11 protein-coding genes are annotated in these 12,541 nt (G+C 56.7%); 6 read left to right on the top strand and 5 right to left on the bottom strand.

All coding sequences use genetic code 11. From position 1 onward, the window contains the following. The first annotated feature begins 2 nt into the window (after positions 1–2). The gene (locus Q1B21_RS16465; protein ID WP_299891000.1) at positions 3–1,478 is read left to right on the top strand and encodes a TIGR01777 family oxidoreductase; all 1,476 of its coding nucleotides are present in this window, start codon (positions 3–5) and stop codon (positions 1,476–1,478) included. Positions 1,479–1,581: 103 nt separating this feature from the next. On the opposite strand, the gene Q1B21_RS16460 is transcribed toward Q1B21_RS16465, so the two are convergent. Next, positions 1,582–3,534, bottom strand: coding sequence for a hypothetical protein (locus Q1B21_RS16460; RefSeq protein ID WP_299890998.1), 1,953 nt, complete (start codon positions 3,532–3,534; stop codon positions 1,582–1,584). A gap of 142 nt (positions 3,535–3,676) precedes the next feature. On the opposite strand from Q1B21_RS16460, the gene Q1B21_RS16455 reads away from it, so the two are divergent. Together Q1B21_RS16455 and Q1B21_RS16450 are read left to right on the top strand one after the other, a co-directional pair. Next, a complete protein-coding gene (locus Q1B21_RS16455) occupies positions 3,677–4,132 on the top strand; it encodes a methylated-DNA--[protein]-cysteine S-methyltransferase (RefSeq protein ID WP_298936636.1) in 456 nt (151 codons plus the stop codon). Positions 4,133–4,208: 76 nt separating this feature from the next. Then, positions 4,209–4,676, top strand: coding sequence for a hypothetical protein (locus tag Q1B21_RS16450; RefSeq protein WP_299082448.1), 468 nt, complete (start codon positions 4,209–4,211; stop codon positions 4,674–4,676). A 3-nt stretch (positions 4,677–4,679) separates the two neighbouring features. Here the strand turns inward: Q1B21_RS16450 and Q1B21_RS16445 are convergent, their stop codons facing one another. The 4 genes from Q1B21_RS16445 to fsa all read right to left on the bottom strand — a co-directional run bounded on the left by Q1B21_RS16445 (position 4,680) and on the right by fsa (position 7,959). After that, positions 4,680–5,393 carry a CDP-alcohol phosphatidyltransferase family protein gene (locus Q1B21_RS16445; RefSeq protein ID WP_299890995.1) on the bottom strand — a complete coding sequence of 238 codons (714 nt, stop codon included), beginning with the start codon at positions 5,391–5,393 and terminating at the stop codon, positions 4,680–4,682. Positions 5,394–5,471: 78 nt separating this feature from the next. Then, entirely contained in the window at positions 5,472–6,401 is a 930-nt protein-coding gene (locus Q1B21_RS16440; protein ID WP_299890993.1) for a tyrosine recombinase XerC, read from the bottom strand. Beyond that, positions 6,398–7,105: a DUF484 family protein gene (locus Q1B21_RS16435; RefSeq protein ID WP_299890991.1), complete on the bottom strand. Its 708-nt coding sequence runs from the start codon at positions 7,103–7,105 to the stop codon at positions 6,398–6,400. Before Q1B21_RS16435 ends, Q1B21_RS16440 begins: the two co-directional genes overlap by 4 nt. Positions 7,106–7,305: 200 nt before the next feature. Further along, positions 7,306–7,959, bottom strand: coding sequence for a fructose-6-phosphate aldolase (fsa, locus tag Q1B21_RS16430; RefSeq protein WP_299890989.1), 654 nt, complete (start codon positions 7,957–7,959; stop codon positions 7,306–7,308). 88 nt (positions 7,960–8,047) lie between these two features. Between fsa and Q1B21_RS16425 the strand changes: the two genes are divergently transcribed. The 3 genes from Q1B21_RS16425 (at position 8,048) to Q1B21_RS16415 (ending at position 12,500) form a co-directional block, all read left to right on the top strand. After that, positions 8,048–10,243, top strand: a complete 2,196-nt coding sequence (locus tag Q1B21_RS16425; protein WP_299890987.1) for a primosomal protein N' — start codon at positions 8,048–8,050, stop codon at positions 10,241–10,243. A gap of 79 nt (positions 10,244–10,322) precedes the next feature. Further along, on the top strand, positions 10,323–11,555 hold the full coding sequence (locus tag Q1B21_RS16420) for an MFS transporter (RefSeq protein WP_299890985.1): 1,233 nt from the start codon (positions 10,323–10,325) through the stop codon (positions 11,553–11,555). Between the two features lie 66 nt (positions 11,556–11,621). Beyond that, entirely contained in the window at positions 11,622–12,500 is an 879-nt protein-coding gene (locus Q1B21_RS16415; protein ID WP_299890983.1) for a 50S ribosomal protein L11 methyltransferase, read from the top strand. Positions 12,501–12,541: the final 41 nt, after the last annotated feature.

Here is a 12,541-nt window from a genome sequence, read left to right as displayed (position 1 = left end):
TCATGGACAACCCTATCCTTTGGACGCTGATCTTGGTTCAGGTGCTTATGGGGGCGTTTGATACGCTTGTTCACCATGAAGGCACTGAGCGGTTGGCGTGGCGCGCGTCACAAAAGACCGAGCTGCGCCTGCATGGTGTGCGCAATTTCTTTTACGCCGTGATTTTCTTTTGCATTGCCTGGTTCGAGCCACACGGCGCTTTCACATTCGGTCTTGCGGTGATCCTGATCGCTGAAGTGATCATAACACTTTGGGATTTTGTCGAAGAAGATATGACGCGAAAACTGCCCGGCAGCGAACGCATTAACCACACGCTTCTCGCGCTGAATTATGGTGCGATTCTGGCCTTGGCTGCGCCGTACCTGTCGGCCTGGTCGTTGCTGCCCACGGCATTGATTCCAGTGACCTACGGCTGGTGGAGTGTCATGGCCACCGCCTCGGCCCTTGGGGTCGGGCTGTTCAGTGCGCGTGACTTATTGGCATCGGCCCGAAGTGACCGATTGAAGCGCGTTGAACCCGCTGAACTGGTCGCCGATCTTGCGCCGCGCCAAAGCATCCTGATAACGGGTGGTACGGGTTTCATTGGGCAACGGTTGGTGAGCGCGCTGGTCGCGCGCGGGCATTTTGTAACGGTGGTCACTCGGGACCCACGCAATGCCGATGATCTGCCCGATCCCGTTCGTGTCATCACCAGCCTTGATCAGGTTCACAGTAAGGATTGCTTTGATGCCATCGTCAATCTGGCGGGCGAACCCGTTGCAAACTGGATTTGGACGCAGAAAAAAAGAACGAGAATAGTTGAGTCCCGGGTCGAGACTACCAAAGCGCTAGAGGCGTTGATCCAGCGGTTGGAGCACAAACCAGAGTGCTTGATCAACGGTTCCGCCGTCGGTTGGTACGGGTTGCGCGGCGATGAGGAACTGTCCGAAACATCAAGCCCTGCACCTGCATTTGTGCATGATGTGTGCGACGCATGGGAAGGGTCCGCCAATAAAATCAAGGCACTGGGCGTGCGTGTTGTTGTTTTGCGCATCGGGCTTGTTCTGGGGGTCGAAGGGGGGATGTTGTCGAGGTTGCTGACCCCCTTTGAATTCGGCGGAGGAGGGGCTCTGGGCAATGGACAGCAATGGATGTCGTGGATTGAACTTGACGATTTGGTGCGTATTATTGCCTTCTCGCTGTCGCAAAAAGACCTTTCAGGCCCGGTCAACGCGACCGCACCCTTTCCTGTTCGAAACAAGGCGTTCACGCAGGCGCTTGCCACGGCCTTGCACCGCCCGACCATCTTTCGGTTTCCGGCCTGTGTGCTGACGATCCTATTGGGAGAAATGGGGCGGGAAACCATGCTAAGCGGTCAACGTGTCTTGCCAGCTTTGTTGCAGCGGAATGGCTTTGTCTTCAAGCATCCAAAGCTGCCTGACGCGCTGCGTGAGATCACGGGTGCCATGCCTCAGCGATCAAGGTCTGCCGCGCGTTGAAACAACAAGATCAAAGGAAACGAGGCAGCCCTGGCAGAGTGCCAAGGCTGCCCAACGAGCTGAAAATCAAGCGGAGTTCAGGCCGTGTTCCCTCTAAGCAAAACTAGTCGTGAGATTTGGGGTGGAACAGGTCAAATCCGATATCGGCCCCCGACAGAATTTTCCAGACCTGATAGTCGGTAAAATACCCAGTGTGACCGCCGGGTTGAACCGGAAAGTTCCTCGCGTCATCAATCAAGCCGCCCTCAATCCGGGTTCCGACGAAATCATCCTGTCGGAAGATGTTGAACCAGGCAGCGTTCAGTTGTCCCGGATCAACTGTGAACATTTCGGGAAAATACCGCTGATAGATATGGGTGACCGGAGAGCCCATCGTAATCAGTGTAACCGGTCGACCATCAATGCGTCGCTGGACTCGTTTGTCCGCTAGCATCTGGGTGGCGATCACCGTTCCCTGGGAATGCGAAACCACCGTAATATGATCCGCTGGAAAGACATCTAACGCATAGAACAACGCACGGTAAAACCGATCATCGATGGCAGTGCGATCTGGGTAGTTGTTGTACCTTGCTTTCAGATCGCCACTCAACAGGCACTTGTCGCGGATGGCGTAGGTCACGATATCTCGGGCGACCCCCAAACCGGCGGCAACAAAACCCGAATACCGGTACAGCAGAGCGGTTGACCCAAGCACTGCAATGCCAATCATGCCTTGAAGACCCATCAGATCGTTCAGAGTATTGCCAAGGATATTGCATTCGACGAGTTCTGTTGTGTCAGACGCAGTCGTGCAAAGAGGGTCATCTTCTCGGATGAAAATACTAAGCCCTCTGTACGTCACAATCGACAAAGTGGCGGTGGCCAAAAGAAACACCCATTGGGCAGACCTGTTCACGATGGCACGGCTCAGCACCTCGGGCTTGTGGTGCAAGTTGTGTTTGCCAAGGTGGCGACCAGCATAAACTAACCCGCCGACCAACGCGAGGACAACGATGGCGGCAAACGCAACGCTGAGGGTTTCGATGGCGTCACGAAGGTGAGTGTCGAACAGTGAATTCAGCTGACTTTCCGACAGGACGGGAACGGTTTTAACCACTTCGTCAAAGGTCAGCCAAAGCCCGGATATGAAGAACATCCAAAAGACCAGCATAGCCGCACAGGTGCTTGGGTATATCCGACGGTGTTCAGAAGTAAGTTGGTCGGTTATCTCAGTCTTTTCCATCGACGTTAGATACATAACGGCCGTCAAGACAATCAGTGTGGCCCAGCATCCTGCCAGGGCAAACACCTGAAGGCTCACAAATTGTTCCAGCGCCGATCCTGTTTCGAGACTCCAAAATCTGGCCCCAAGAGGGCCGCTCAAAAGGGCGACAACCAGCAGTGCTCCGACCAGGGCCATACCCCGCCAGAACACCCGCCTGAGGTAAGTTGGCGCAGAGTTCGATCTGCGCAAACCGATCCCGGTTCCTCCGCCGTAGAGCAGCAGTAACAGCAAGAACAAAGCGTTCGATCTGTCCACATATGTCTCGGGGATCAGGTCGACCAGAACCACACCCGCACCGATCAGCAGGTAGGCGTTCAATGTCGCGACGGCACCGAAGAAAATCCACGTGAACAGATGGACCACTCTGGCCGCATGCGTTTCACGCCCCTTCGCATTGGACGGATCAATGTCCGACCGCCTATGGGTTTGTTCAACATTATCCATGGCCAGATACCCAAGGGCCAGCACCACCCAGATAAGATCTAGTACGGTTTTGATAGCGCCCTTTGGCGCTGGGGAGCGATCTGCCCAGAAGACTTCTGCAAACAGAGCTTCATCTTCTGTGACGTTGGGTTTCGCCACCTTTCGAAGGTGAACTTTGAATAGTTTGGCGTTGCGGTCGGATCCGTCGAACGTGCTCTCGGCCAGCTCAATCATTTCGCGCTCGACCGTGATTGGTGGTCTGGCTTTGCCGTCAAGCCAGGTTGTGGCCGCGCCCACGACCTGATCCACGGTTTCACCAGGTTTTTGTTCACCGATTCCATGAACCGTCAGGACCAGATGTCGACCCACTTCCCCCTCCTAATTTCTTTAATCAATATGAACAGATTAACACGAGTAGGGCGAATTCCCAAAGAACCTGAGAAAAGGCTTACTTGCAGCGGCGGAAGTTTCCCCGCTTGCGTCAGGCCTGCCGATCTGAAAACCTGAACGCATGGCGATGATCGAAGTAGAAACCCAGTTTGGGCGGCTTGGCGTGGAAGACACTGACGGCGCCATCACACGCCTTGTCTGGAATGGGCGGACGGATGGTGAACCCACGCCCTTGTTGCAGGAAGCGGCGAGGCAGTTGAAGGCTTACGATGCAGGGCAGCTGGATCAATTTGACCTGCCTTACCACGTTGCCGGTTCTGAGTTTCAGCGGCAGGTTTGCGATCTCATGTTTGCTATTCCGCTGGGTGAGACGCGCACCTATGGTGACATCGCCAATGAGCTTGGCCAACCCGCGCAGCCGGTTGGTCAAGCCTGCGGTGCAAACCCCATTCCGGTTATTATTCCATGCCATCGTGTGCTTGCGGCCAATAGTCTTGGTGGCTTTTCTGGCGATGGCGGTATTGAGACCAAAGTGGCCCTGTTGCGCCACGAACGTGCCGCCGGTCTGTTGATCTGATCTGTGAAAATCAGTTGCAATCGCCCAACCTCGGACACAACTTATATCAGAAGCTGAATTTGAAGGACCAGAGTGCATGACGACCGAAACAGACCGCGCAGCCCGCAAGAAGGCCGTTATCGACCGGCTGATGTCACTGGAAGCACAGGAGTTGGCAACGGCGCAGGCACATTACGATGCCTATCTGAAGGATGCTCAGCTGGACGACCGAGAAGTTCACGACAAAGACGACATAGTGGCGTCGCGTGAAAATGCTGATCTGGCAGCGGCCTTTGACGCCCCGGTTCACGCGCATCACGCCAAGATTGACGTGATCGAAAACACCGACTTTAGCCTGACGGATACGGTGCAGCCGGGTGCAGTCATCAAGTTCAACAATCGGCGGTTTGTTGTGTGCGTCTCGACCACTCGGTTCGATGTGGATGGTGGAACATATATGGGGATTTCAACGCAAAGCCCGATCTATCTGGCGATGGTCGGGCTGAAGCAAGGGGATGTTTTCACCCATAACGGAGTCGAATTCGAGGTGGAGGAAATCCTGTAGCCCCTATAGGTCACCTGGCATTTGGGCGTTGCGTGGTGGAACTATCATCTGCGCGATGCCCGCAAAAACCAGATACAGGCTGGTGACAACAAGTCCCCAATGCGCCCAGCTTTCAGGGTGAAAATCGACCCATGCAGCCCATCCTGCAAAGAAGGTCCAGGCAAATGCCACGGGTAAAGTTAGGTTGCGCCAGCGTTCTGTGCGCACCGGGTGGACGAATTTGAGCGGCAGGAACATGGAAATTGACAGCAGGGTGACTAGGACGAGGATGATCCAGAAATTCGGCTCTAGCGCAAAAATCACGATGACGAACATGTTCCAACAGCCCGGAAACCCGGAAAAGGAATTGTCCTTGGTTTTCATGCGGGTGTCAGCAAAATACATCGCGCTTGCAAAGGTGATTACGATAATCGCGAACCAGCCTGTCCAACCATCCATAAGCCCGGATTTGAACAGGGCGAAGGCCGGAATAAACACATATGTCAGGTAGTCGATGATCAGATCGAGAAGAACACCGTCAAACTCGGGCGCGTTTTTTTTGACATGATAGTGTCGTGCCAACGGGCCATCGATGCCATCCACAATGAAGGACACCACCAGCCAAAGATACATCAGGCTCCATTTTTCTTCGACGGCGGCCAGCATGGCCAGCATCGCAAAAACGGCACCGGTGGCAGTGAAAAGATGAACGGATAGCGCTTTGAATCTCAGTGTCATCAGGACGTCATGTACGAAGCGCGCCATAGATGCAAAGCAAAAAAGCCCTGAAAACTCATTTGTGGATACCCTCTTGGGTTAGATGTTTCGGGCCTTCGGATGGGCGTTGTTGTAGACTTCCATCAAGCGCGCGGTGTCGACGGCGGTGTATGTCTGAGTCGTGGACAAAGATGCATGGCCCAGCAATTCCTGAATGGCCCGCAAATCGCCCCCGGCAGACAAGAGATGGGTGGCAAAGCTGTGTCGCATGGCATGAGGTGTCGCAGTTGACGGCAAGCCAAGTTGCATCCGTGCCTTCTCCATCACGCCCTGAATGGCGCGAGGGTTCAACGGCCCACCGCGAACGCCGCGAAACAAGGCCGCCTTGGGCGACTGCGGGTGCGGGCACAGTTCGAGGTAGCGATCCACGGCGTCGCGGGCGGCGGGAATGACCGGAACGATCCGCTCTTTGTCGCCTTTACCCACAATGCGCAGCGTCGCGGGCAAGGGTACGTCCGCGCCTGTCAGCGAGAGTGCCTCGGAGATGCGTAGCCCGCAGCCGTAAAGCAGGGTCACAACCGCGGCGTCCCGGGCAGCCACCCAATCTGATGTCGATTGCAATTCAACTGTATCGATCATGGCGCGTGCCGCGTCTTCGGCCAAAGGACGCGGCAGCTTCTTGGTAAATTTCGGCGCTCGGGTCGACAAAACGGCGGTCGGTTCAAACCCCTCACGCTCTGCCAACCAGCGATAGAAGCTTTTGACGGCCGAAAGCTTGCGCGCCAGAGACCGAGCACCGACGCCGGAACCACGTTGATCCGCCATCCAGGCGCGCATGTCCGAGATCGTGATACGCTCCAAAGCCGCCAATCCCTGACGGGTGCTATGATGCAGGGTCATGAAAGACAGAAAGTCGGTGACATCGCCACGATATGCGGTCTGCGTGCTTTCAGATCGTCCTGCCAGTGCCCCCAAGCCGTCAAGCCAATGCTGCAGCGCATCGCGGCAGGCCGGGGAGATCAGGCTCACGACAGCCAGTGGCGCATCGAGCGTTCGAATACGCCAGCAAAGAAGGTCAGAAGATCGGTGCCCAGCTGAGGCGTGAAATGACGCGGGTCTTTTGCGCCCATTGCGATCATGCCTGGCAAGCGGCCTTCGCCAAGGTTCAGTTTCAGGCAGGCCTCGGACTGCAACCGTCCGGATTGCGTGCCGTAAACCATTGGATTAGCTTGGTGAATTTCGCGCATGATGACGTCTCGGGCTGGTCCGCCGCGATCAAAACTGAGGTATCTGTCGACAAAACCAGGCTCGGTCACAGTCAGAACACCGCCCAACCTGTCGATGGCCGGATCGTTTTGTACGACTGTTGTTTCCAGCACCACCGTAATGTGATCCACCCGCAGAATCTCGGCCACATCGTTGCCGAGGGCACGCAGGAAATCCTCGAACTCCACCGGTTCAAGCAGGCGCAGGATCGCGCGGTGTATCTGGTTGGTGCCCGCCAGGTTTTCATAAGCGGCGGCGATGACCGAACGGTGCGTGTCTTCCAGACGGTCCAGCCGTGTCTCGAGCCGTTGCATAGCAATCCCGCGCAGGTCGATGACATTGTCTCCGCGAGCGCGCTCGTTTGCGGCGACCAGCGCCTGCATCAGATCCTTGTCATCCAACACCACATCTGGCTCAGCCAGAATCGCCGCGCGGAGGTTATCCTCGAGTTTGGGATTGCTGCTCATGTCCTGTCCGGTCTTTTTTTGTTGTGCGGCTTATAACACGGGTTGACAGAATTGCTTGGCAAAAAAAGAGCGCGACGATGTATTTCGTCACGCACTGTGTTTTTAGGGAAGCTCCCGCCTGTCACGTCCTGATCAAAGATCAGACCGTGACAGTTGGGCCGGGCGCGTCGCCTGACGGCGCCGCGCGTCAGTGCTTTGGATCAGAGGATTTTCTGACCGGTTTTGGCCCAATCTGCCAGAAAGGTTTCAAGCCCTTTGTCGGTCAGCGGATGATCGGCCAGTTTTTTGATTACGGCGGGCGGTGCGGTGATCACGTCGGCACCGATGCGCGCGCTGTCGGTCACGTGGTTCACTGTACGGATTGATGCGGCCAGGATTTCGGTTTCGAACCCGAAATTGTCATAGATCTGGCGGATATCAGCAATCAGATCCATGCCATCCACGTTGATATCGTCCAAACGCCCGATGAAAGGAGAGATGAAGGTTGCGCCAGCCTTGGCCGCCAGCAGCGCCTGATTGGCAGAGAAACAGAGCGTCACATTGACCATCTGACCTTCGTCGGTCAGTGCCTTGCAGGTTTTCAGGCCCGCCCAGGTCAACGGAACTTTCACAGCGATATTCGGCGCGATCTTGGCCAGCTTGCGGCCTTCGGCGATCATGGCGTCTGCTTCAGTTGCGACAACCTCGGCCGAAACTGGGCCTTCTACCAGATCGCAGATTTCCTTGGTCACTTCCAGAATGTCACGACCCGATTTCAGGATCAGCGAGGGGTTGGTGGTCACGCCGTCCACCATGCCCAGATCGTTCAGTTCAGCGATTGCATCTATCTCGGCGGTGTCTACGAAGAATTTCATGCGGGCAGTCCTTTGATGGGTTGGCCTTGGTCGCGGATGGCTTTACCTCAAAGAGACCCATGCTGGAACCCCCTGCGAAGGATATGCCGTGAGCGCTAACGGATTTTTCGACCAAGGAGAGCTGGTTTCGGTGCTGACAACGCAGCCACTGGACCGAACGCTGGATTACAAAGCACCCGAGGGCGGGTGCTTTCAGGGTGCGTTCGTCGAAGTGCCGCTTGGACCGCGCAAGGTTCTTGGCGTGGTTTGGGGCCCGGGGCGCGGTGGCTTTGATCTTAGCAAAGCCCGGTCGATAATCCGCGTGCTTGAGGTCGCGCCGATGCGCGAAGAAATGCGCCTGTTTCTTGGTAAGGTTGCTGACTACACCCTTACGCCGATGCCCGCGATGTTACGACTGGCGACGCGTGCCCCGGGGTTGGGTGATCCGCCGTCGATGCGCAAGATTTACCGGCTGGGAAGTGGTGAACCCGATCGGATGACTGACGCGCGAACCCGTGTACTGGAGGTGTTGCGCGACTATGGCGGGCTGGCATTTACGCTCAAAGAACTGGCTGAGCAAGCGGGTGTGACGTCGTCGGTTGTCAAAGGGCTGGTCAAGCTGGGGGCAGTACGGGAAGAGGACAGCCCGCGGGATTTGCCATATCCGCATCTCGACCCGGAATTGCCGGGCAAAGAGCTGTCGGAAGATCAGGCCCGCGCAGTAGCGACCCTGCAGACCGGTTTGCGCACCCGAGACTATGGCACCACCTTGCTGAAGGGCGTCACCGGATCCGGCAAAACTGAGGTGTATCTGGAAGCTGTGGCCGAGACACTGCGGATGGGACGTCAGGCATTGGTTCTGTTGCCCGAGATTGCCCTAACCGCCGAATTTCTGACCCGTGTAGAAGCCCGGTTTGGCGCGCGACCGGCGGAATGGCATTCGGGTGCAACGATGACCGAACGTCGAAGGGTCTGGCGTATGGTCGGGCAGGGCGATGCGCAGATGGTGATCGGCGCCCGGTCGGCCCTTTTCTTGCCGTTTCGCAACCTCGGGCTTGTTGTGGTCGATGAGGAACATGACACGTCGTACAAACAAGAGGACGGTGTTCATTACAGCGCTCGTGACATGGCGGTATTGCGCGCGGCCATATGTGGTGCGCGAGTGATCCTTGCCAGTGCCACGCCCTCTTTGGAAAGCTGGGCCAATGCCGCGGCGGACAAATACGATCGGCTGGATCTGACCTCGCGCTTTGGCGCTGCGGTTCTGCCAAAGATGAAGCCCATCGACATGCGCGCCGAACAGATGCAGCCGGGGACGTGGATCTCACCTTCTCTGCGACAGGCGGTGCTGCAGCGGATCGAGAGATCTGAGCAGTCCCTGCTGTTCATCAACCGCCGTGGCTACGCCCCCGTGACCTTGTGCCGAGCTTGTGGCGAACAGATCGCGTGCGATCACTGCGACGCCCGAATGGTCGAGCATCGGTTTCTGAAACGCCTGATGTGCCACCAATGCGGCGAGACCAAGCCAATGCCTGAGGCCTGCCCGTCCTGTGGTGTGGAAGGGAAGATGGCGCCGGTCGGACCGGGGATTGAGCGGTTGGCCGAAGAAGCCGAAGCAACGTTCCCAGACGCCAAGGTTGCAATGCTCAGTTCCGATCTGTTTGGATCGGCACGGGCACTGAAGGCCAAGATCGAAGAGATTGCCCAGGGCGACGCAGATATCATCATCGGTACTCAGTTGGTGGCCAAGGGGCATAATTTTCCGAAACTGACCCTTGTTGGTGTGATTGACGCTGATCTCAGCCTGCATGGGGCCGATTTGCGCGCAGCAGAGCGGACATTTCAGTTGATGAGGCAAGTGTCGGGGCGTGCCGGACGAGCGGACAAGCCGGGACTGGCGCTGTTGCAAACCTTCCAGCCCGAACATCCCGTGATCCGCGCGATCCTATCAGGGGATGAGGAAGGGTTCTGGGCCGCCGAAGCTGCTGGTCGTCAGGCAGCAGGCGTGCCGCCTTACGGCCGAATGGCCGGAATAGTGCTGTCAGGGCCAGAGGTCGGACCGGTGTTTGATATCGGCAATGCGATGGCCCGCAACGATGCGCCGCTTCGTGATATCGGCGCGCAGGTCTTTGGCCCGGCCCCAGCCCCGATCGCCCGTATCCGCGGGCGCCATCGCGTGCGCTTGCTGGTCAAAGCGCCGAAAGGCGCACCCATTCAGGATGCGATTGCAAAGTGGATCGCTCCGCTCCGCTTGAAAGGGGATATTCGACTGACGGTCGATATTGATCCACAGAATTTCTACTGACCTCTGCACCAGTGCAGAGCCGTTGTGCGCGCTCAGCTTTCCGCTCGCCAATACGGCGATTTGGGCGTAGAGGACTCTCATGCTGAAACCAATGCCACTTTCCAAGGCGCAAAGCCTGCCATATTGGCGACGCCCCGTAACGCTTTTGTTCGTGATGGCACTGACCATGCCGATCGCGTTCAATGCGTGGAGCGCGTTGTTGAACAACTTCGTCATCGAAGTGGCAAATTTCGATGGGGCAGACATTGGTTTGCTGCACACGGTGCGAGAGATTCCGGGGTTTCTGGCCGTCGGCGTCATAGCTGTGATTCTGATTGTCCGCGAGCAGGTGCTCGCGATGATATCCCTGATGCTGCTGGGCGTCGCAACGGCAATTACGGCTTGGTTTCCAAGTCTTGGCGGCCTTTTGTTTGTTACGTTTTTCAGCTCAGTCGGCTTTCACTACTACGAGACAGTGAACCAGTCCCTGCAATTGCAATGGCTCCGTAAAGACCGGGCACCTCAGGTGCTGGGATGGCTTGTGGCCATGGGATCCGCGTCGACTTTGGTGGTCTATGGCCTGATCGTGCTGACCTGGGACCGGTTCGATTTATCTTACAATACGGTCTTCATGGCCGCGGGCGGTTTTACCGCCGTGCTGGCCCTGCTCTGTCTGATCGCCTATCCGCAATTCGATGCGCCCACACCGCAGACGAAAAAGGTGGTGCTGCGCCGACGGTACTGGTTGTATTATGCGTTGCAGTTCATGGCCGGAGCACGGCGCCAAATTTTTGTTGTCTTCGCGGGTTTCATGATGGTCGAGAAATTCGGCTTTGAGGTGCATGAGCTGACCAGCCTCTATCTGATCAATCTGGTGATCAACATTGCTGCCGCACCCTTGTTGGGTAAGGCAGTGTCCATGTTTGGCGAGCGCCGTACACTGATCTTCGAATATGCCGGGCTTGCCATCGTCTTCGCGGCATACGGTGGGATCTACTGGTTCGGGTGGGGCGTTTTGCTGGCAGCAATCCTATATGTGATCGATCACGTGCTGTTTGCGTTGGCGTTGGCGCTTAAAACCTACTTCCAGAAAATTGCTGATCCTGCCGATATCGCGCCGACCGCAGCCGTGGCCTTTACTATCAACCACATCGCGGCTGTGTTTCTGCCCGCGCTTCTGGGCCTGTTATGGGTGGTGTCGCCTGGTGCTGTATTTGCGCTGGCGGCCGCTATGGCGATGATTTCCCTGGGGCTGTCTCTGTTAATCCCACGCCACCCGGAACCGGGCAACGAAACAATTCTGTCCAAATACGCTCCCGCCCCGGCGGAATAGCGTGCAGAGCTTGACCTTGGCGATCCGTCGCCATAGGCGCTGGAGCGACTTGAACAGGAGGCTTTCATGCCCACATTCACCGCGCTGACAACCCTGACCGGCAAAGCCGCAGCCGAAAATCTGGGCGAAGCGATGGAGCGTCTGGATCCCGAACCCACTGGTGTTGGTGTCTTTGAGGTAGAAGACGGGTCGGGCCTATGGGAAGTTGGCGGGTACTTCACCGAAGCGCCAGACGAAACCGCTCTGGCCGTGTTGACCGCGGCGTTTGGTGCAAGGCCCTTTGTTGTCTCCGAGTTGCCCGAAACAGACTGGGTCGCGCATGTGCGCCGTGAACTGGCGCCGGTCGAGGCTGGACGCTTTTTTGTCTACGGCAGCCATGACGCCGACAAACTGCCGAAGAATCGCATCCCCTTGTTGATCGAGGCGGCAATGGCCTTTGGGACGGGGCATCATGGCACCACACTCGGGTGTTTGAACGCGTTGGATCATCTGCTGGATCAGGGTTTTAGCGCGACCAAGGTGGCCGATATCGGGTGCGGCACCGCCGTTTTGGCAATGGCCGCGGCGCGTGTCTGGAATGGTGATATTTTGGCCAGTGATATCGATCAGGTCGCCGTAGATGTGGCCGAGGCCAACCTGAAGGCAAACGGTATGTCCGGTGCCGTTCGCTGTGTGGAAGCGGCCGGTTTTGATCACCCGGACCTAAAAGCTTTGGCGCCCTATGATCTGATCTTTGCCAATATCCTGAAGGGCCCGTTGGTGGCGCTGTCTCCTGAAATTGGAGCGAATCTGCATGACGGAGGGCATGCCATCTTGTCGGGAATCCTCAACGAACAGGCCGATGATGTGGTCGCGGTTTATCTACAAAACGGATTTAATCTCAGTAATCGCAGCGAGATTGGTGAATGGACAACGCTAATCTTAACCAAACAGGGCGCAATTTAGGCCATTTGCAGGAGCTTTGTGGATTCTTGCCCAGATTTTGA

It is taken from the genome of uncultured Ruegeria sp., from assembly GCF_947504215.1.
In the GTDB taxonomy this organism is placed as follows: domain Bacteria; phylum Pseudomonadota; class Alphaproteobacteria; order Rhodobacterales; family Rhodobacteraceae; genus Ruegeria.
The sequence above is the reverse complement of the archived record's forward strand: the minus strand, read 5'-3'. Positions and strand labels throughout refer to the sequence as shown.